The sequence below is a fragment of the Porticoccus sp. W117 genome (genome assembly GCF_030341905.1).
Lineage (GTDB): Bacteria > Pseudomonadota > Gammaproteobacteria > Pseudomonadales > Porticoccaceae > SCSIO-12696.
The window spans coordinates 22,742-43,082 of the sequence record NZ_JATAAF010000019.1 but is presented as its reverse complement, the minus strand read 5'-3'; the positions used below and the strand labels follow the sequence as shown (position 1 = coordinate 43,082).

17 protein-coding genes are annotated in these 20,341 nt (G+C 50.9%); 8 read left to right on the top strand and 9 right to left on the bottom strand.

The genetic code is table 11. The annotated features are described in order from the left end of the window. Window positions 1-111: 111 nt before the first annotated feature. Complete coding sequence (locus QSV34_RS12230; RefSeq protein WP_289155097.1) at window positions 112-918, top strand: IclR family transcriptional regulator; 807 nt, start codon at window positions 112-114, stop codon at window positions 916-918. Between the two features lie 126 nt (window positions 919-1,044). Beyond that, window positions 1,045-2,445: an L-fucose:H+ symporter permease gene (gene fucP, locus QSV34_RS12225; protein WP_289155095.1), complete on the top strand. Its 1,401-nt coding sequence runs from the start codon at window positions 1,045-1,047 to the stop codon at window positions 2,443-2,445. 196 nt (window positions 2,446-2,641) lie between these two features. On the opposite strand, the gene QSV34_RS12220 is transcribed toward fucP, so the two are convergent. From QSV34_RS12220 to QSV34_RS12180, 9 genes are all read right to left on the bottom strand, one after another. Then, window positions 2,642-3,496: a TrmH family RNA methyltransferase gene (locus QSV34_RS12220; RefSeq protein ID WP_289155093.1), complete on the bottom strand. Its 855-nt coding sequence runs from the start codon at window positions 3,494-3,496 to the stop codon at window positions 2,642-2,644. After that, the gene (locus QSV34_RS12215) at window positions 3,493-4,398 is read right to left on the bottom strand and encodes a Rossmann-like and DUF2520 domain-containing protein (RefSeq protein WP_289155091.1); all 906 of its coding nucleotides are present in this window, start codon (window positions 4,396-4,398) and stop codon (window positions 3,493-3,495) included. The genes QSV34_RS12220 and QSV34_RS12215 overlap by 4 nt, the downstream gene beginning before the upstream one ends. Beyond that, complete coding sequence (locus QSV34_RS12210; protein ID WP_289155089.1) at window positions 4,391-5,188, bottom strand: hypothetical protein; 798 nt, start codon at window positions 5,186-5,188, stop codon at window positions 4,391-4,393. Before QSV34_RS12210 ends, QSV34_RS12215 begins: the two co-directional genes overlap by 8 nt. A gap of 92 nt (window positions 5,189-5,280) precedes the next feature. Continuing rightward, on the bottom strand, window positions 5,281-5,700 hold the full coding sequence (locus tag QSV34_RS12205; RefSeq protein WP_289155087.1) for a CBS domain-containing protein: 420 nt from the start codon (window positions 5,698-5,700) through the stop codon (window positions 5,281-5,283). Between the two features lie 84 nt (window positions 5,701-5,784). Then, a complete protein-coding gene (locus tag QSV34_RS12200) occupies window positions 5,785-6,555 on the bottom strand; it encodes a pyridoxine 5'-phosphate synthase (protein ID WP_289155085.1) in 771 nt (256 codons plus the stop codon). Beyond that, entirely contained in the window at window positions 6,552-7,154 is a 603-nt protein-coding gene (locus QSV34_RS12195) for a peptidylprolyl isomerase (RefSeq protein ID WP_289155083.1), read from the bottom strand. Before QSV34_RS12195 ends, QSV34_RS12200 begins: the two co-directional genes overlap by 4 nt. A 6-nt stretch (window positions 7,155-7,160) precedes the next feature. Continuing rightward, complete coding sequence (locus QSV34_RS12190) at window positions 7,161-7,832, bottom strand: TIGR04211 family SH3 domain-containing protein (RefSeq protein WP_289155081.1); 672 nt, start codon at window positions 7,830-7,832, stop codon at window positions 7,161-7,163. 60 nt (window positions 7,833-7,892) lie between these two features. Further along, window positions 7,893-8,192, bottom strand: a complete 300-nt coding sequence (locus QSV34_RS12185; protein WP_289155080.1) for a YciI family protein — start codon at window positions 8,190-8,192, stop codon at window positions 7,893-7,895. After that, window positions 8,192-8,950 carry a VC0807 family protein gene (locus QSV34_RS12180; RefSeq protein ID WP_289155077.1) on the bottom strand — a complete coding sequence of 253 codons (759 nt, stop codon included), beginning with the start codon at window positions 8,948-8,950 and terminating at the stop codon, window positions 8,192-8,194. Before QSV34_RS12180 ends, QSV34_RS12185 begins: the two co-directional genes overlap by 1 nt. Window positions 8,951-9,157: 207 nt before the next feature. Here QSV34_RS12180 and QSV34_RS12175 point away from each other — a divergent pair, with 207 nt between their 5' ends. From QSV34_RS12175 to QSV34_RS12150, 6 genes are all read left to right on the top strand, one after another. Further along, entirely contained in the window at window positions 9,158-10,984 is a 1,827-nt protein-coding gene (locus QSV34_RS12175; protein WP_289155075.1) for a thiamine pyrophosphate-binding protein, read from the top strand. Beyond that, window positions 10,977-11,780 (top strand): citryl-CoA lyase, encoded by an 804-nt coding sequence (locus QSV34_RS12170; RefSeq protein ID WP_289155073.1) that lies wholly within the window; start codon window positions 10,977-10,979, stop codon window positions 11,778-11,780. Before QSV34_RS12175 ends, QSV34_RS12170 begins: the two co-directional genes overlap by 8 nt. Before the next feature lie 10 nt (window positions 11,781-11,790). Further along, entirely contained in the window at window positions 11,791-12,588 is a 798-nt protein-coding gene (locus QSV34_RS12165; RefSeq protein WP_289155071.1) for a citrate synthase family protein, read from the top strand. Between the two features lie 10 nt (window positions 12,589-12,598). Beyond that, entirely contained in the window at window positions 12,599-14,743 is a 2,145-nt protein-coding gene (locus QSV34_RS12160) for a TonB-dependent receptor plug domain-containing protein (protein WP_289155068.1), read from the top strand. A 79-nt stretch (window positions 14,744-14,822) separates the two neighbouring features. Further along, complete coding sequence (locus QSV34_RS12155) at window positions 14,823-15,767, top strand: hypothetical protein (protein WP_289155066.1); 945 nt, start codon at window positions 14,823-14,825, stop codon at window positions 15,765-15,767. Window positions 15,768-15,806: 39 nt separating this feature from the next. Beyond that, window positions 15,807-20,309, top strand: coding sequence for an EAL domain-containing protein (locus tag QSV34_RS12150; protein ID WP_289155064.1), 4,503 nt, complete (start codon window positions 15,807-15,809; stop codon window positions 20,307-20,309). Window positions 20,310-20,341: the final 32 nt, after the last annotated feature.

Genomic DNA, 20,341 nt, shown 5'->3' with positions numbered 1-20,341 from the left:
TTGAATATAAATTAGACTCCGATTGTATGTGTAAGTCAAGCAGGTGCTTTCGCCCTGCGGCTGTATAGTTCAAAATGTCTTTTCATAGAATTAAAGGGCGAATTCATAAACATGGCTAGGCGAGCTCAATCCGATCAGGACTCTAAAGAGCAGAAGGGTAAAAACTACACCGCTCCGGCCCTGGATAAGGGGCTAGATATTCTGGAACTCCTTGCTGGGGAGCCTGATGGGCTTAATCGCATAGAGATTGCCAAGCGTCTGGGCCGCTCGGTTAGTGAGCTTTTTCGTATGTTGGTAGTTCTTGAACAGAGAGATTATCTGGTTCTGCACGCCGATACTGACCGATACCAACTGTCGCTAAAGTTGTTTGATCTTTCACATCAACATCCCCCAGTAAAAAGGCTTACCTCTGCTGCAAAAGCAGTTATGAAGCACCTGGCTCATTCTACTGGGCAATCTTGTCATCTAGTGATTTATTACGAAGGTAAAGGGCATGTCTTGGTGCAACAAGATGCGCCTTCGGCACGTATTTTCAGCGTTCGCTTGGGCGCGGAAGCACCATTGGTGGATACTTGCTCCGGACATATTCTGCTGGCCTTTGCTGACGAGATGCAACGCAGTTCGATGTTAGCTTGCGTCCCCAAAGGCCATAAAAAAGTGAATAAGAAAATGCTGGACGAGTTGAGTGATCGCATTTGCAGTCAGGGGCATGAAAGCATCTCCAGTGCTCAGATCCAGGGAGTTGTGGATTTAGGTTGCCCAGTGTTCGATCACAACGGCTATATTGCCGCTGCCCTGGTTGTGCCCTTTCTTTCGTACATGGATGATTCCCATCCAAAAAGCATTGATGAAACCCTGGAGCAGGTCAAACTTGCAGCTGCTGAAATTTCAGATGCTTTGGGGTATCGGTCGGAGTAGCCAGCTTTAGTGCTTGTTTGCCAGTAATCACTAAAATGTAATTAATTTATATTTGAAAGATTTATTTATATATAAATCTGTGTAATTATTGCCAGCTTATAACCACAACGATAGGCGGGTATTACTATGGCTGATGCATCAGTTGGTGACGGGCAGGATTCTAGCAAGCCGAAAATACTAACCAGAGACATGATTGCCCCTTTTATTCTGGTAACACTGCTGTTTCCACTATGGGGATTCGCCAACGATGTAACTAATCCATTGGTTAGAGCCTTCAAAGACATCTTTCTAATCAGCAACGCTCAGAGCAGTATGGTGCAGTTCGCCTTCTATCTGGGTTACGGCATCATGGCCATCCCCGCGGCTATATTTATCCGCAGTTACTCATATAAGGCTGGAATTCTTTTAGGGTTGGGGTTGTACGCAATTGGTGCATCGTTATTCATACCAGCCAGTCTCTACCAAGAATTTAACTTTTTCCTGATTGCACTCTTCGTTCTCACTACCGGTTTGGCCTTGCTTGAGACGACTGCTAATCCATACATACTTTCCATGGGACACCAGGATACTGCAACGCGACGTCTTAACTTTGCTCAAGCGTTCAACCCAATGGGTGCATTGACTGGTATTTATATCGCCAAAACGGTAATTCTTAGCCAACTCGAAGTAGAAAAGTTTCGTCAGGAGGAGCGGGCCGCAAACCCTGAATATGAAACCATGTTGCCTTCTGTGGTCGATGGCAAATTGACTGAGTCACTTCAACAGCTGTCGGTTAATGATCCAGTGGCCCACCAGGCAATGGTCGCTGCAGACCTGATTACTGTTCGCGGTCCTTATATTGCCATTGCGATTGTAGTCGCTGTTTTATTTTTGGTGTTTTTATTCAGCAAACTACCAAAAACTATGACCCACGATAAACCTCTCACGCGGAAAGAGCTGAAAGAAACCTTTGGTCGTTTATTCCGCAACAAGCGCTACTTGGAAGGAGTAATAGCACAGGCCTTTTACGTGGGCGCGCAGATTATGTGTTGGACCTTTATCATCCATTATGGAATGGCAATTGTTGGTTTAACCGCCGCGCAGGCTCAAAGCTATAACTTGATTGCCATGACCGTGTTTTTGAGCAGTCGTTTTATTTGTACTTTCTTGTTGGGCTACATACAGCCTGGCCAGTTACTGTACGTGTTGGCGGCTGGTGGTATGAGCTGCGTATTAGGGACTATCTTTTTAGACGGTATGGCTGGTTTGTATAGTCTTATCGCTATCTCAGCTTGTATGTCGCTGATGTTTCCTACCATCTACGGAATTGCCCTTAAGGGCATGGGAGATGATGCAAGCCTGGCTTCTGCAGGGTTGGTCATGGCCATCGTTGGTGGTGCTCTGATGCCACTATTACAGGGGGCCATGATTGACGGCAGTTCTATTATTGGCAGCATACCCTCCGTTAAAACATCGTTTTTACTGCCTTTCCTCTGCTTTGTAGTTATTGCCATTTATGGCTTTAGAGCGCATCGAGTACATAACTAATTTTCAAAATGAATGTGCTCTGTTCAATTCGCCGAGAGTGACAGAACTCTCGCCTGGCTTTGCTAAGAAAATACACTGCATGTTTTTTTAGGTTGTCGTTGCCCGGATTAATCAATCTGGAGTGATTGTGTCTGCAAAAAAATTGTTTAATGGTCTATACCTGACTCCTTAGCTCATCGACATTAGCTCAATGAAATCAACAACTAAATGCGATTAACGCTGCTGTTACAGCGACATTCAATGATTCAACACCATTATTCATTGGAATCATGAGTTGTTTGTCAGCAAGATTGAAAATGTCATCGCTAACACCTTCTGATTCATTTCCCAATACATAGACCGTTGGCTGGTCAAGTGTGTGCTCAAAAAGTGATTCTTGAGCATGCGAAGAAAGCACACAAACTGAGAAGCCGGTATTCTTGAAATCATTCAAGGCCTCTCCAAGGGCATCGCATGCAAGTATCGGGGCTTTAAAGAGAGTGCCCACACTAGCTTTGATCACCAAGGGAGATATAGCGGAACAGCCCTTTTTAGGAATCAGGATTCCATCAATATTTCCAGCACAGGCAGATCTGATTATCATGCCCAAATTTTGTGGGTTGTGAATGCCGCAAAGCGCCAGTAAACGTAGGTATCGAAGCCCTTTTTCCTCTTCGCGAGAGGATATGTTTGAAAACCCTTGATTCTGTGGGTTGGTAATGCCGTCCAGGGCGATTACTCGAAACGCTGCTTTGTTGGGGTTTTGCAAGAACTCTCGATAGTGGCGGTAATTGCTGCATTGCAGATCGGCGGCCACTCCTTGATCCTGTTTGCCGTTGCGGGAAATGCGTGCCAGTTCCTTACGGCTGTGGTAGAGGATTTCTATTCCCCGCTGCTGGGCCACCTGAACAATTTCCTTGAGAGTGCCCTCCATGCGATTGCTGTCTGCCAGATGCAGGCGGTAGACCGTCAATTCCGGCGAGCGCAGTGCTTCCAGCACCGGCTTGCGGCCGTAGATGGTGAGCAGGCTGTCGAAAAAGCGTTTGCGGTCTTGGTAATTTTTGTCGCTCATGGTTTCTCGTTGTCAGTAGCGGCCTTCAGCTGCTTTTCAATGTTGCGCAGTTGGTCGCTGTTGGCACTGCCCTGTTGCGCTGCTATTGGCAGGGTGTGCAGGCCCAGTTGACTATAGAGTATCAGCAAGTCCGGAGCCTGTTGTTGTATTGCCTGAAGGTGTTGGGCGATGGTGCTGCTGTCGCCCCTTGCGATGGGGCCGGTCAGAGCGGTAGTGGTGTCTTGTCGGGTGACGTTGTCTGCGGTCTGGCGCACGATGGGTGCCAGTAACTCAAGCCCCTGGTTGCGTTCAATACCCGCCTGCTGCAGCAGGTGCAGGGCGCAGTCTTGCAAGGTCACCAGATAGTTACAGGCCATCACGGTAGCGCTATGGTAAAGCGCTTTGTGTTCGCTGCTACGCAGGGAAAAAGTGATGGCGCCGATGGTCTGGAAAAGGGGTTGTAACTGATCCAGTGCCTCTTGGCTGCCTTCTATAGCGCAGTAGGTGCCGGCAAAACTGGTTTGGGTTTTGTCCGGGTCGGCAAAGCTGTGAATCGGGTGGACGCTGGCGGTGTAAGCACCTGTGGCTTCGAACGTTCCGAGACATTTGGATGAAAGTGAGCCGCTGCAATGAAAGACAATATCGCCACGGCGCAAAGTGCCGGTTTCGGCCAACTGTTGAGCAGTGTTTTCAATATCTGAATCGGCGGTGGCAATCAGCCATAACGGTGCCGGTTTTAGTTGTTCAAGTGCAGAGCAAGGCTGGCCAGCGCCGATAAAGGTGGTTGCTTCAGTGGCGCTTTGCAAGGAGCGATTGCAAACGGCGGCGATGCGTGCAGCGTTGTGGCTGTGCCACAGTTTGGCCAGGCTGCGCCCCAGGCGACCACCACCGATAATATTGATGTGTGCCGTGGTGCTATCCATCGCTGGCTGGTGTGTTGGATTTTGGGTAGCCGATCAGGTAAGTGATGGGAATAGGGCCGCCACTTTTGTGTTCGCCCACTTCCCAGTGATAGTGATCAGTATTTTCAAGGCTGGCGATCATCTGTTGCAGCTCTTTGGGATTGTAGGTGCGCAAGCAGGAAACAATACCGTCGAAGGTGCCGATCAGCGGCAGCAGTGGCACCAGGTAAGTAAACAGCAATCGCGACCAACGAAACGGGCGCGCAAAAGGTGCGACGAAAAACACCGCAATAAACGCAAACAGCATGATAAATATCGCCAGTGGACTGCGGTGGGTGAATTCAAAGATAGCAATGGCCTGATTTTTGGCGACAGCGTCTTTCAGAATGCTTCGAGCTCCTTCCGGGGTGAAGTGGTGAAACGAGGTAAACAGGGTGCGCAGCCCTTTTAAATCAAGAGACAGATCAGTGGCGTCGTGGCTATCTGAGTGTACGGTTACTCGATCTTCAAACCCCTGTTTTACATCTTGCAGCGTGTCGGTATTGGGGTATTTGTCGGTGAAGTGAACGTGCAGATTGCGGCTGTCGTCCAGGGCTTTCAGCAGGCTGGGCCAGGGGCCGCCGCCACCGGAGCAAAGGTCGATGACCTGATTTGAGCCGGTTTTTTCCAGGGTTTCTTTAAAGAGCGGGATAATCGGGTGGTAGATTTTCCCGATGTTGAGGTTAAAGCGCAGAATATCGGTTATGCCATTGCGAATGGCTTTTGGACACCAAGTCTGATCTTCCACTTCGATCAGATGCAGTCGTTTCATAGTGGGCTCAGTGTATTAGTAGAACGCCCTGTGTTAACAGGGCGTTGCGTGTTTTGCAGGGCTTGTGTTTTGCCGGGGTTAATGTGGCTGGCCTAGTTTTGCGCGTCGAGGGAAACGCTGCTCTCGTCTTTGCGCAATGCCTGCAATACATGGTGGCGCTGGATAACGCCAATCAGTTTGCCATTATCGCATACGGGATAGATTTTGGGGGCGTGTTGCAGCATGACTTCGGCGAGTTCCAGAATGCTGGTGTCAGGGGCGACAGAAATCACGTCTCTGTTCATGATTTCCTCCACGGATGGCGAACCATCGCGGTAATAGGAGCTGTTGATCAGGTGCTTGATGCAGTCTTTTTCCGACAAAAAGCCCACCAGTTGACGATTGCGATCCACCACCGGGGCGCCGCTGAGATGGTCGTTAAGCAGCACATCCACCGCTTCGGCCACGTTGAGAGTGGATGGGATGGAGTGGCTGTCCAACTCCATGTAGTCTTTTACACGCAGTGATTGCATTGCGGTGGCCTCTGGTTGCGAACCTTGTTTTATAAACCGTCTTTTATGAACCGTGTTTTACTGAAGCATAACCCAGGATGGCCTCTATTGCTGTAACACTTCCCGGTAGGCCGCTACCGCATTGCTCATGCCCATGGCCAGGGAATCTACGGTGAGTGCATGGCCGATGGAAACTTCCAGCAGGCTGGGGATGGTGGCGTATTTGCCCAGGTTGTCCAGGTTGAGGTCGTGACCGGCATTCAACCCCAGGCCGATGTCGGCAGCGTACTGGGCTGCTGCGTGGTGTAGCTGGTAAATGTCTTCCAGTTGATCGCTGCCCCAGGCAGCGGCGTAAGGCCCGGTATAGAGTTCAATGCGGTCGGCGCCCACTTCCTTGGCAAGGGCGATTTGTTCCACATCCGGATCCATAAACAGGCTGACACGAATGCCACGTTCCTTGAGTGCCTGAATAATGGGTTTGAGTGATTCCCCGGAGATGCGCAGGTCAAAACCGTGGTCGGACGTCAGCTGATCGTCGCTGTCTGGCACCAGAGTCGCCTGGTGAGGGCAAAGCTCGGTGACCAGTTCTACGAACCCTGGGTAGCCATTATCTGCAGGCCCGGCGAACGGATTGCCTTCTATATTGAATTCCAGGGCGGGGTGCTGTTTGAGTAGCGCTGACAGATCGCGTGCGTCCTGAGGGCGGATATGGCGTTGATCCGGGCGCGGGTGAACAGTAATGCCGTCGGCTCCGGCATCAATACACACTTGGGCGTGGTGCACCACGCTGGGGTAATTGCCGTCACGAGAGTTGCGCAATAAAGCGATTTTGTTGAGGTTGACGCTGAGGGCCGTTTTTACATTGGAGGTGGTCATGGCGCGGGCTCTTCGATGGCGATGTGCTCTACCTGGATGGTTTCTACCGGTACGTGGGTAAGGTCTTTGTTAATGGCTTTTACCGGGGCTTTGCCAATGCTGTCTGCCACATCCATACCGGAGACGATTTTCCCAAATACAGTGTAACCGGCTTCGTCTTTGCTGGCATCCAGGTGAGGGTTGTCTTGCAGGTTGATAAAGAATTGGGCTCGGGCACTGTCAGGATCATCATAGCGCGCCATGGCAATGGTGCCGCGGGTGTTTTTCAGGCCGTTGGCGGATTCATTGACGATATTCTCGCCGCTGGGTTTTTTCTGCCGGTAATCGAACCAGTAACCGCCGGTTTGAATAACGAAGTTGTCCACTACCCGGTGGAAAATCAGGCCATCGTAAAAGTAGTTTTTGGCGTAGCCAATAAAGTTGTCGCAGGTGATTGGCGCCGCTTTGCGGTTGAGCTCGACCCGCATTTCTCCCAGATTGGTTTGAATCACGGCGATGGTTGGGGCGTTGCTGGCGGCTTTTTCGCCATAAGCGCTACTGGCTGCCAGCAGGGCCGCCAGTAGCAGAGTTTTTAGGGGCTTTAAAACGCTTATCCCCATTTCAGGCTATCCCCACTCAGAAAAGCGCCGTTTGCGCTTCAGTTGCGGAAGGATTATGGCCAGGGCGGCACCCAGGCACACCGCCAGGGCACCGTAGAGAAACCAGCGGTAGCGCTGGTCGTTTTCCAGCTTGTCGTTCATTGCTTTGAGGGAGTCAAGCTCGCTTTCCAGTTCGCTTTTCATGGTCAGCAGTTGCTGGTTCTGGTCATTCAGGGCGATGTGGTTAGCGGAGATGGTTTTGATTTCTGTAAGTTCTCTTTGGGTGCTGGTATTGCGGTTTTCCAGCTGTGCAAGCTGATCCTGCAGCTGCTTGATTTCCGCATCCTTGTCTTGAAGGTTTTGCTTGAATTCACTGCTTTGTTGCTGCAGCTGTTGATTGCGCTGTTCGACGCCAACAATGCGGGCTTTGGCCACTTGCTGTTCTACCAGATAGCGGCTCAGCAGCCAGCCTTCGGTACCCCGGCTGGTGCGGATGTGGCTCCAGCCATCGTCGTTTTCTTCCAGCACACTGAGCTGAGTGCCTGCTCTCAGGTAATTGATGATTTTGCCGCGGTTGCTGGGAATGCTGCGCAGGTCGGCGCGAAATTCATCGGTGATATAGCGAGTGGTTTCGGCGCTTTGTGCCAGGCTGAGAGTGCAGGTGGTGAGTAATACCAAGCCGATCAGGGCGTGTTTCATATCTGTTCCGTTTCTATGGTGATGTTGCCGGTACTTGTTGTTGGTACCTATTGTCCGTACTTAGGGCAGCACTTTCTTAAAGGGTTTTACAGTAACCTTCTGGTAAACACCAGCGGCCACGTAGGGGTCTGCATCAGCCCACTTTTGGGCGCTGTTCAAAGAATCAAACTCGGCCACTATCAGGCTACCGCTAAAGCCGGCACTGCCTGGGTCTTCGCTGTCGATGGCGGGGTGGGGGCCGGCGATTAACAAGCGACCTTGCTGTTTCAGCTCCTGCAAACGTGCCAGGTGATCGGGGCGCACGGACAGGCGTTTTTCCAGGCTATCTGCCACGTCTTCACTTATGATGGCGTACCACATCAGTTGGATTCCTCTTTAGTGTCGCTACTTGGCGCTGTCAGAATAATTTCTTCCAGTGGCAGACCGGTGAGTTGGGTAACGCCCCGGAACAGGTAAAACAGAGTGGCGGTGGTGGCGATGGCAATGGGAATGCCAATAACCGGCAACTGCATACCCATAAATTTACCCACTTGGGCGTTGAATTCTTCGGTGCCGGACTGGGCGACGATCATGTAATCCGCCAACAGGTAATTGAGCAACGCCGACAACATCATAGTGGCAAACAGCATATAGGTGCCATTGACCAGGCGTTGATTGAATGCCTTGTGGCTGTTGTGCTGCTGGAGGGCGTTATCCACTTTTTGTATGTCGATAACCTGGTCGTTGAACAACAGAGTTTTAATCAGCGGAAAGCGGGTTTTCAGGGAGATCAGCGCGGCAAGGCCAATCAATGCCGGGATGGCTGCCTCCTTGATGATAATAATGTGGCGATCACCCTCCAAAAGGCCAACGCCACCATTGACCAGCACGCTGAAAATGCCCAGTACGGAAAAGATATTGACCTTGCCGCTTTGCAGCAGGTCGCGACCCCCGTAAATCAATGGAAATGCCAGTGCCACAATCAGCGCCCACTGAATCCCCAGTGCCAGGTTAAAGCCCAACAGCTCGTACTTGTCGCCACTCAGTTTGGTGAGGATAAGGGTGGGGATAAGGATGTTAAAGGCCAGGTTCGCGAGGAGGCTGTGTCGCACCGGCGGCTTGCTTGCAGGGCTATTCATGGAGCAGTCACAAATTCATAAAGGCGGCTATTGTAGCCTTAGATTTTGTGGAGTCTATAGCGTGTTAGAAGGAGTGAGAACTAGTGAATTAGTATGAAAAACAGGTTGAATTCTGGCGACAAATGCGATGATAATGGCGAAAGTCAAAACAGTTTGTGAAGAAAAAGCTGTAACTATTTGAATAATAAGTAACTTTAGAGGTTGGTTGTGGACGTTATCCAGATAGATAGCCGAAGGCAGGTGGCTGAAGAGCAGGGTGTTGAGCTAGGTGACCTGCTGGTTAGTTACCTGAGACAGTTGGATGTTGAGTATGTTTTCGGGGTACCAGGTGGGGCGATAGAGCCTCTCTACAACGCCCTGGCCCGTAGCGAAAGAAGCGGCGGACCTCGCGCCATCATTGCCAGACATGAGACTGGCGCTGCCTTTATGGCTGATGGTTACGCTCATCATACAGGCAAACTTGGCGTGTGTTGTGCAACCACTGGGCCCGGTGCTACTAACCTGATTACTGGTGTTGCATCTGCCTATGACAACCATACCCCTATGTTGGTCATTACAGCCCAGACAGCTCTTTCAACGTTTGGGCGAGGTGCACTGCAAGAGTCATCCTGTACTGGCATCAATACTGTTGGCTTGTTTGAACACTGTACTCGGTACAATACTCTGGTTTCCCACGCTGAGCAGTTTGAGCATAAGCTCGCAGCAGCTGTGATGACAGCTTTCCAGGCGCCTGCAGGGCCTGTTCACTTGAGTGTGCCGCTCGATGTGATGAGTAGCTTTAGCTCAACCACTGAACCTAGCTTCGATCTCTCAAAACTCCTTAATAAACCCCACTATGTAGACAATGAAGCACTGGATGCTCTTTATGAAGAGCTGGTGACAGCGCGCAATCCGATTTTGCTGATTGGTGATGAGGCCAGTGAGAGTGTTGGTAGTTTGCTTTCCCTGGCGGTAAAACTGGGTGCGCAGATAATCACTACACCACACGGTAAGGGGCTGGTTAGTCCATACCATCCATTGTTTAAAGGTGTTATTGGTTTTGCAGGCCATGAGAGTGCTCGCAAAGCCCTGCTCGATCCGGAAGTCGATTTGGTTATTGCTGTTGGCTCAAGCCTGAGCGAATTTGCGTCCAGTGGCTGGGATCAAAGCATGTTGATGAATAACCGACTTGTGCATGTGGAATCTGCCGAAACAAATTTGACTCGATCGCCTATGGCAAGACTTCATGTAAGAGGCCACCTGGAGTCAATTTTTGAGAATATTGTGGAGCGACTTGAGCATGAGCCCAGACTGACGATTTGCTCTGTAGATGATCTGGTGGATGGCAAAAAATCCAGTCAACCTGCAGAAAAGGGTAAGCACTTTGAAGTGATGGAGCCGGAAAAATGCAAGTCAGATGCGACACCCATTAAGCCGCAGCGTTTAATGGCAGAGTTGCCCAAGCTATTTCCCCCTTGCACTCGATACATGGCAGATTCCGGGGCTAGCCTCGCGTGGTCGATTCACTACTTGCATCCATTTGACCGCCGTATGGCAGGAAAACGTGATGCCCACGATGGACTTTATCGCACATGCTTGGAATTTGCGTCCATGGGGTGGGCTATAGGTAGCGCGGTTGGTGCTGCATTGGCCAGACCTGGCAGCCCGGTAGTTTGTATTGCAGGTGATGGCAGTATGCTGATGAGTGGCCAGGAGTTAACGGTAGCTGTTCAGGAAGGCCTGCCAGTGGTCTTTGTTGTTCTCAATGATTCAGCCTATGGAATGGTTCGTCATGGCCAGAAGCTCACAGGGGCTGAACCCGTGGGTACGGAGCTTCCGTTTGTCGATTTCTCGACAGTTGCAAATGCAATGGGGGCAGATGGCTATGTGATCCAATCTCCAGAAGACCTGCTGTCTCTGGATATCAATAAAATATGTTCACAAGGTAAACCCACTTTGTTGGATGTCAGAATAGATCCAGAGGAAGTTCCACCGATTGGTATGCGGACGGACGCGTTAAAAAGTTATGGCCAATCAGAACAAGACTGTGACTGAAAAAATAACAACAAAAATATGGGATGAGGTTCCGGAAGAGGACAACCCGTTTGCAGCTAAAACCTGTTACTGCGCAGGATATGATGTATATGGCGACCTTCTTGGCAAGGCCAGTTGGTCAGAGTACATATACCTTTTATTTAAACTGGAAAAACCAACTCGGCAGCAAGCGGCCCTTTTGGAGGGGCTGGCAGTTGTTTTGGCGAACCCTGGTCTCAGAGATCATTCAGTGAGAGCCGCCATGAATGCGGGCGTGGGTGGTTCAACCCATGCCTCAGCTCTAATGGCGGCAATAGCTGTTGGTGCAGGAAATCTTGGCGGTGGCAGAGATGTTTATTGGGCTGTTCAGTATTTTCAGAAATGCGACCGCCAAATTGACCAGTGGCCTTCCACTGTGGAGTACTTTTCTTCACAGGAAGTGGAAGTTTGGCCCGAGAGGGAACATATACCGGGCTTTGACCCCAATGGTTCTAGTTGTCCATTGCCAATAAAACAGTCCTTATCCTATTTAATATCAACTTATCCAGAACCCGAAAGCCACTTACAGTGGCTTTTTAATAATAGGGCAGCGCTTGAGGAGACTGCTGGCTACCCACTTGCCATGTCCGGCCTGGCGGCAGCGGTATTTCTTGACTTGGATTTGAAGCCTGAACAGGCAGAAATGCTGTATATGATTTTGCGATTGCCGGGGGCTGCAGCTCACGCTTTGGAGCAAGAGAAGAATGGCTGGAGAAAATACCCGTTTTTTGGAAGCGGACTTGTGTTGACGGATGACCCCAATTCGGCCTCCCGCTAAGAGTAGCAATATGTCTTTAGAAGAACTTAAGAAATACGAAGATCGCTGGGAAACGTCTGTAGGCGCCTGTATCCCCGGTGAACGAGTAATTTTTAGAGGGAAAGATCTTTTTACGGATGCCTATGACCTGGGTTGGGTTGGCCTGCTTTTTTACGGCATTTCAGGGCGTGAATTCAGCAAGCCAGAGCTTGAAATGCTTGAGGCGATGATGGTTATCAGCGGGAGCTTTCCAGACCCGAGGATTTGGAATAATCGAATTTCTGCCCTTGCTGGCACTGCCAGGTCAACTGCCAGTTTGGGTTTTAGTGCGGCAACAGCGGTTACTGAAGCGCAAATATATGGCCACGGAGCGGTTATAAAGGCTTTTGAATTTATTGAGGCAGGAACGAAAGCAACTGCAAATGGGGCTAATTTAGAGGAATTTACGCTTTCCTGGATGAAAAAAGCACGACGAGTTCCTGGTTTTGGGCGGCCAATCACAGATGTTGATGAGCGTTTAGGGCCATTATTAGCCGTTGCTAAAAAATTATCACTGGATGGAGGGCCTCATTTGGCTTTTGCGCTTTCGGTTGAAAGTTTTTTGAAAAACAGCCGATATAAGCAGGGAATGAACGCAGCTGGTCTTGTGTGCGCTCTGGCAGCGGATATGAATGTAAGTATGCGAGATTTCTATATGTTTTCGTGGTTGTCTTTTTTGGGTGGCATATTCCCGTGCTATACCGATGCTACTGAAAAACCTGAAGGCAGTTTTTTCCCACTTTCATGCAAAAAAATTAACTACGTAGGCAAAGGACGCAGAACTTGGTAGGAGAATAATAATGAAATTGACACCTTGTTTGAGTTTGCTGGCTTTTTACCTGTCTGGCTCTCTAGCTTTCGCAGGAAGCGAATATGAACCTGAATTTTTTGAAGACTTTGGAGATGATGAAGATTTAATCAGTATTGCTACTGGTTATGAAAAACCAATATCGAAAGCTCCAGCAGTTGCAACAGTTATAACTGCTAGTGATATTCGCAAAATGGGTGCCACAGATATTGATGAAGTCCTGGAAGCTGTACCCGGGCTTCATGTTGCCAGAGATGTTCCTGGGTACAACCCAATTTATACCTTTCGAGGTATCTATTCTTCGTTAAACCCCCAAGTACTCATGTTAATTAACGGGGTGCCTTTTAAGAGTTTGTTTCAAGGGGATAGACACCTGGTTTGGGCTGGCTACCCGGTAGAAAATGTTTCCCGTATCGAAATTATCCGCGGCCCTGGTTCTGCCGTTTATGGTGCTGATGCTTTTGCTGGCGTTATCAATGTGATTACCAAACAGGGGGATGAGGCCAAAGGGCTACATTCAGGCCTGCGTACGGGCAGTTTTGATACAACGGAATTTTGGGCCTCTTATGGTGGCGAATCCAATGGCCTTAAGTATCTATTCAGCTTTGAGTACGAAGATACCGACGGACAGCGTGAAGCGGTTGATAGTGATGCGCAATCTGTACTGGATTTTCTCGGCGGTACATCTTTAAGTTTAGCTCCTGACTCCGTAAACCTGGGCCGTGAAGCCTACGATTTTCGAGCTGATGTCAGCTGGGGCGATTGGCGCTTTCAAGCCGATTATCAAAACCGGGAAGGACAGGTAGGTGTTGGTGTGGTTCAGGCTCTCGACCCCAGTGGCTTGGTTTCCAGTGATCGCTATGGAGTTTCCATCGGTTACAAAGAGACGGATCTGGCAGACGATTGGCAGCTGGAAGCCAACGCAAGCTACCGTTCTACAACTCAAGAAGTGGAGCAGGATATTTTACTATTTCCTGCGGGCTCTACCGGTGGCCCTTCTCCCTTTCCTTTTTCAAACGGCATTATTGGCAATCCAGAAGTGTATGAGCATCATTTTTACTTCGATGCCTCTGCGCTTTATACAGCGTTAGCTGATCACGAAATTAGAATTGGTTCTGGTTACTATCTTGGGGATTTGTACAGAGTCAGGGATGAGCGCAATTTTACCCAAACGCTTATTGGGCAGTTTCCGGTAATAGTTCCGTTACAGCCAGATGCATCGGTGGTAGATGTTAGCGATACCCCCCTTGCCTTTATTACCGAAGGCGCCCGCACCAACAAATACCTGTTTATTCAGGATGTATGGCATCTGGACAATGATTGGGAGCTGACGGCAGGGATTCGCTACGACGACTACTCGGATTTTGGCAGTACTGTAAATCCCCGTCTTGCCTTGGTGTGGTCTACCAGTCATAACCTGACGACCAAGTTCCTCTATGGCCAGGCATTTCGTGCGCCCTCATTTGCTCAGACCCGCGCCATTAATAATCCATCAATTCTCGGCAATCCGAACTTGATGCCCGAAGAGTTGGAAAGCTACGAACTGGCGTTTGACTACAAACCCTCTGTAGATGTGCATCTGGACGCCAACCTGTTTTTCTACCGCTGGGACGACATTATTCTGTTTGAGCCCGACCCCGCAGGTCGCAGGGCTCAGAATGCTGGTGAGCAGACAGGCTATGGTCTGGAGTTGAATGCCGAGTGGGAGGTGTCCGATCAATTTACCCTGTCGGGTAACCTGTCCTTGATTGACACTACCGATGAGCGTACTGGAACTTCGGCGGGCAATGCCCCAGAGCAGCAAGTTTACCTGCGCTCCGATTGGCAGCTGGCACCGGACTGGCATCTCAACGTGCAAGCCAACTGGGTAATGGGCCGTGAGCGGGTGGCGGTAGATATTCGCCCGGAAATTGATGATTATCTGATGGTAGATTCCACTTTGCGCTTCGCCCCTGGCGATCGTGACTGGGAGTTTGCCGTTATTGTAAAAAACCTGTTTGATGAAGATGCTCGTGAGCCGTCTCCCAGTGGAGACATCACCGCCATGCCCATACCTTTGCCAGCTTTGATACCCAACGATTTACCGTTGGCCGGGCGAGCCATTTTTGGGGAGTTCCGCTATCGCTTTGGGCAGTAGCTGTTATTCGATAGTTTGAATAGCAGAATACTTTTGTGATTTTCGATAATAAATCCATCACGGATGAGCAGTAGTTATCGTGTGTAATTGTTCACTACTATTTGTTGGAAAACGATTTTTCCAGACGCTGTTGCTGTCTCTGGCACTAGTGCTGTGTCCGGCGATACAGGCGGCGGATGAGCCGGTGCTGGCCATTATTTCTGTGGCTGGTAAGCGTGGTGTGCCGCCAATTTTTGAGGATATCGTCAAAGGTGTAGAGGCTGGCTTTTCAGGAAAGGTTAAAAACTACGCGTTGAAAGCGGGCTTTTCCGAATCCCGATTGCAGGATGATCTGCGCTCTGACGGGGTAACCGGCGTTGTGGTTTTGGGTGGCAGTGGCAGAAAAGTTGCCGCCATGCTCAGTTCAGAGTACCCGGTAGTGATGGGTGCTGTGTCGTCGGTTCCAGTGGAAGGGGTGGGTGCAGTGGTGTTGCAGCCTTCCAGCGAAGTGGTTTTCGATTATCTGAACAAATTGGCGCCGGATGTCAGTGCCTTGCATTTGATTTACGACCCCAAAAAGCACCAAGCTGCGCTCTCTAGTGCAGAGAAATCCAGTGCGCCGGTTAAAATTGACGTTCTGCCCCACGCCAGTTCCCAGAGTAAGCACACGCAAAAAGCCATTGAAGATTCGTTGTCCAGCGATGTAAATGCGCGCAGTGCTATCTGGGTTATGCTCGGCACCAAGTTTGATACGGCAATTAAGGAAAATTTGATAAAGAACAGCTGGGGCCAGCCAGTGGTGCCATTTCACTATACGGTTAACTCGAAAGACGTTGAACTCTTTCCTTTTATCCTGCTGCCGGATTGGCAGGGTTTGGGGCAACAGCTGGCGGAAATGTCCAGCCAGCGGCTCAACGGCCAGTCAGCGCAAGTGGCAGAACTGCAGAGCGTAAAACTCTGGGTTAACCAAAAGAAAAGTCGCCACTTTGGTTTGAAGCTGGATGGCGATATACGTAAAAAAATTGATTTTACCTTCAGGGATTGAAGTGTATGAAACCTGAAATTATTAAGAACTGGTATTAAATTGTCTGATTCTGAATCAATTTTTCAGAAACTGGATTTTCGCAGACAGCTGGTCTTGGCTGTCTTTGTCGGTGTGCTGATTCTGGCACTGGTTACCTCACTGGTTGTTTCTAAAACAGCCACCGATACCATTCGGGAAAAATTGCTGGAACAGAGCAGCCAGCTGACAGATAACTTCGCCAGCCAGGCGGATTTTGCTTTGCTTTCATCAACCCGCCAGATGGCCACCAATGCCATTGACCTGGTGCTGGGTTTTGAAAACGTCGACGGTGCAGCCATCTACAATGCCAATGGCACGCGCTATGAATATCGCCAAAACGGCCAGTTGTTACGCAGTTATTTATTTGACGATGTCACCAGCAGTGCCCGTTTATTGCACGAAGAAGGCGATCACTGGCACTTTGCTGCACCGGTTTACAGCGAAGACGATTCCATGGCGGAGTTCGGCGAAGAGCCCATTCGCGAACTGGTGGGGTATGTTGTTCTGGTGGTCGACAAAAGCCTTCTCGATGCTATGTTCCGCGATATTTTGCGCAACAACACCCTGGCCTCTCTGGGTGTGGCTCTTCTGCTCCTGCTGGCCTTGTTGGGGCTTGCCAGCAAACTGACCAAACCGCTGGAATACCTGTCATCCATCATGCGCCGTGCTGAAGGTGGTGAGAAAAAGCTGCGCGCGGAAATGTCTGGCCCCAAAGACATTGTTGATATGCAACACGCGTTCAACACCATGATGGCGGTGTTGGAAAAACGCGAGATGGAACTGCTGCAGGCCAAAGACGCCGCCCTGGAATCCGCTCGTGTGAAAGGCGAATTCGCCGCCAATGTCAGTCACGAGTTGCGCACGCCCATGAATGCCATTCTCGGTATGCTCGATTTGCTGATGACCATGGGGCTGTCGCCCAAGCAAGTGGAGTATGTGGAGACGGCGAAATCTTCTGGTGAAATTCTGCTGAGCCTGATCGACGATGTGCTCGATTTTTCCAAGGTGGAATCCAGTGCAGTGGTGCTCAACAAGGAAGAGGTATTTGTTGAGGACTTGCTGGACGAAGTGGTGGGCTTGTTGTCCAGTAATGCGGTTAAACGCCAAGTGGAACTGGGATATGTTTGCGCCGTCGATGTTCCACAGCATATTCGCATCGACAGCACCCGCCTGCGTCAGGTATTGATCAACCTGATTGGCAATGCCATTAAATTTACCAACCAGGGAGAGGTTTCGGTTTGGCTGAATCTTGGTGAAGACCGGGTCACCGGTGAACAGCAGCTTCAGTTTGACGTTCGCGATACCGGCATTGGTATTGCCCCTGAAGCTCAGGAGAGAATTTTCGACGCCTTCACCCAGGCGGATTCCTCCACCACTCGCGAATACGGGGGCACTGGTCTGGGGCTTGCCATTAGCCGCCGCATTGTGGATCTGATGGGTGGGGCGATATCCCTTACCAGTGAACTCGGCAAGGGCAGCACCTTCCGTTTCACTCTGCCTTTGCAGAGTGATGACATCCTCAGTAAACCCAGTGCGGACAAACGATTGCCGGAGGAATTTTCCCTGCTGCAAGTGTTGTCTATTAATGGCAGCGAAGTGGCCCGGGAGTTTCTGGCGGCGAGGCTGGGAGCTTGGGGTGTTCAGCACACGGCACTGGATAATGGCATGGAAGGGCTCGACCTGGTGCGCAGCCGCCTGGCGCTGAATGAAGCGCCTCAGCTGTTGATCCTGGACGAGGAGTTGGCCGGCATCAAGGCGCTGGACTTTATCAAGTTGCTCAGCGACAACCCGGCCGCTGATCAGGTGCAACTGATCGTGTTAGTTAATCCCTGGAGCGAATACCAGGCCCTGTATCCGGATGCAGTGGTGCAATTGCCCAAGCCGTTGCGTACCGGTGTGCTTTACGAAGCACTGAGAGCCCTTGCTGGTGTCACCCAGGCTGCAGCGTCTGTACAAACTGCAACACCCCTCAGCCACTTTGGCAAGCGAGTGTTGGTGGCCGATGACAATCGCGCCAATCAGCAGGTGGCTGTGGGTATGCTGGAGCGCCTGGGCTGTGAAGTATTGGTAGCGGAAAGTGGCGAACAGGCACTCAACAAAGTGGTGCGCGAGCAGGTGGATCTGGTCTTTATGGATTGCCAGATGCCGGTGATGGATGGCTATGAGGCCACCGCCCGCATTCGTCGTCTGGAAGACAGCGACACATCATCAAGTAGCAATGCTCTGCCGATTATCGCCATGACCGCCAACAACAGCGAGGGCGAGGAAGAGCGCTGCCGCAGTGCGGGTATGGATGACTTTCTGCCCAAGCCGCTGCGTTTACAGGACCTTGAAATTACCTTGCAGCGCTGGTTGGAGCTGGAATCGGGCAGCAGACCTGCCAGCGTTTCAGCCTCAGCAGAGGTGCAAAAGTCCATGGATGTCACTCTGGACCTGGCCATTATGGATGAACTGCGCCACAGCGTTGGCGAGGTGGTCGATTCCATGATCCAGGCGTTCCTGGAAGATACCCCGGTTTATCTGCAATCCCTCAAACACGCCTCCGCGGATCGCGATGCCAAACAGGTGCGCGAACTGGCCCATATGCTCAAGGGCAGTGCTTCTAACTTTGGTGCCGACCGGGTGGTTGCCCTGAGCCGCTCTATTGAAGAATTGGCCAAGGTTGATGATTTGGAACCGGTAGTGGATGCCGTCACCGAACTGGTAGGGGCCTATCGGGAATTGAGCCGGGCCCTGGAGCAGCAATTGAGTGATACCGCCACCAGCAGCCAGAGAGTGCAGCGCAGCGGCACCGGTTACAGTGTGCTTATCGCTGACGACGACCGTTCCATGCGCATGGCTTTGCGCAATGCGCTGGAAGCCGATGATTACAGTATTGAAGAAGCCAATAATGGCGAACATGCGGTGGCTATCTGCCGTCGCAAGATGCCGGATCTGATTCTGATTGATGCTTTGATGCCGGAAATCGACGGCTTCCAGGCCTGTGAGCAGATTCGCGAATTGCCCAACGGTTCAGAAATACCCATATTGATGATTACAGGCCTGGAAGACGAAAAATCCATCGTTAAAGCCTTTACCGCCGGTGCCAGTGATTATATTCCCAAGCCGGTTCATTTCTCGGTGATGCGCCAGCGGGTGGCGCGCCTGTTGCAGGCCAGCAAGGCCGAACAACACGTCAAGAAGATGGCTTACCACGATCCACTTACCGGCCTGCCTAATCGCGCGAGCCTGATGCAGCAACTGAGGCCTATGATCAACCGGGCGCTGCTCAACGGCGAAATGGTGGCGGTGCTATTCCTGGATCTGGATCGCTTTAAGGTGATCAACGATTCCCTGGGGCATGATGCTGGTGACCTGTTATTGAAGGCGGTGGCCGACCGTATACGCCGCTGTTTGCGGGAACAGGATTTTGTCGCTCGTCTCGGTGGCGATGAATTCACTGTGGTACTGGAAGGACTGCACAACGCCAACGTGGCGGCCACCGTGGCGCAAAAAATTTGTGAAAGCCTGAGCGAGCCCTTTGTATTCCTGCAGCAGAAAATGTTTATCACCACCAGTGTGGGGATTTCTCTCTCGCCAGCAGATGGTGAAGACGTGGGCGCATTGATCAAACACGCAGACTCCGCCATGTTCCGCGCCAAAGAGAAGGGTAACAGCTACTGCTTCTACGAACAGGGCATGGAAGATGAAGTGTATCGTCGTCTGGAATTGGAGCGGGAGCTGCGCCATGCCCTGGAAGACGATCATCTGCAACTGTACTACCAGCCAAAACTGGATGCGGAAAGTGGCGAGGTGGTGTCAGCGGAAGCACTGGTGCGCTGGAATCACCCGGATCGCGGCCTGATGATGCCAGACAAGTTTATTTCTCTGGCGGAAGAATCGGGCCTGATTGCGGAGTTGGGGAATTGGGTATTGCGCGCCGCCTGCCGGCAAATTCGCCAATGGCAAAACCTGGGCCATGAGTTGAAAGTGGCGATAAATATTTCTGGCCGCGAGATACAGGCAGAGGGCCTGCAGGGTCACCTGGAAAGTACGCTCGAAGAATTTGGTGTGCCCCCGCGGCTGTTGGAGCTGGAGATCACCGAGAGCATGTTGCTGGAGGAGAGTCACCACATTATCGACAGCTTGAATGACATCAAGGCCACCGGCATTACTCTTGCCATCGATGACTTTGGCAGCGGCTACTCCTCCTTTAATTACCTGAAACACATGCCGGTAGATACCCTGAAAATTGACCGCGCGTTTATCAATGATCTGGAAGAGAGAGACAAATCCGGCCGCGCCATTGTTGCCGGCATTATTGCTTTGGCAGATAACCTGGGGCTGGAAACCGTGGCTGAAGGGGTGGAAACCGAGGAACAGCGGCAGATGCTCAAAGAGCTGGGCTGTAACCTTTTGCAAGGCTTCCTGTTCAGCAAAGCGATACCAGCGGACGAGTTTACCGAACGGTTTTTGCGTGATAAGAGCCCTGATCAAGGTGAAGGTGACAGAAAGGGCGAGACAGAAGGCAGTGAAATTCTGTAAGCTGCGCGTTTTTTCGGCAGCGGCCTTTTTTA

Bases quoted from the DNA above. Each gene is read 5' to 3' on its own strand.
- QSV34_RS12230 (WP_289155097.1), top strand. From the start codon at position 112: ATGGCTAGGCGAGCTCAATCCGATCAGGACTCTAAAGAGCAGAAGGGT.
- fucP (WP_289155095.1), top strand. From the start codon at position 1,045: ATGGCTGATGCATCAGTTGGTGACGGGCAGGATTCTAGCAAGCCGAAA.
- QSV34_RS12220 (WP_289155093.1), bottom strand. From the start codon at position 3,496: ATGAGCGACAAAAATTACCAAGACCGCAAACGCTTTTTCGACAGCCTG.
- QSV34_RS12215 (WP_289155091.1), bottom strand. From the start codon at position 4,398: ATGGATAGCACCACGGCACACATCAATATTATCGGTGGTGGTCGCCTG.
- QSV34_RS12210 (WP_289155089.1), bottom strand. From the start codon at position 5,188: ATGAAACGACTGCATCTGATCGAAGTGGAAGATCAGACTTGGTGTCCA.
- QSV34_RS12205 (WP_289155087.1), bottom strand. From the start codon at position 5,700: ATGCAATCACTGCGTGTAAAAGACTACATGGAGTTGGACAGCCACTCC.
- QSV34_RS12200 (WP_289155085.1), bottom strand. From the start codon at position 6,555: ATGACCACCTCCAATGTAAAAACGGCCCTCAGCGTCAACCTCAACAAA.
- QSV34_RS12195 (WP_289155083.1), bottom strand. From the start codon at position 7,154: ATGGGGATAAGCGTTTTAAAGCCCCTAAAAACTCTGCTACTGGCGGCC.
- QSV34_RS12190 (WP_289155081.1), bottom strand. From the start codon at position 7,832: ATGAAACACGCCCTGATCGGCTTGGTATTACTCACCACCTGCACTCTC.
- QSV34_RS12185 (WP_289155080.1), bottom strand. From the start codon at position 8,192: ATGTGGTACGCCATCATAAGTGAAGACGTGGCAGATAGCCTGGAAAAA.
- QSV34_RS12180 (WP_289155077.1), bottom strand. From the start codon at position 8,950: ATGAATAGCCCTGCAAGCAAGCCGCCGGTGCGACACAGCCTCCTCGCG.
- QSV34_RS12165 (WP_289155071.1), top strand. From the start codon at position 11,791: ATGTCTTTAGAAGAACTTAAGAAATACGAAGATCGCTGGGAAACGTCT.
- QSV34_RS12160 (WP_289155068.1), top strand. From the start codon at position 12,599: ATGAAATTGACACCTTGTTTGAGTTTGCTGGCTTTTTACCTGTCTGGC.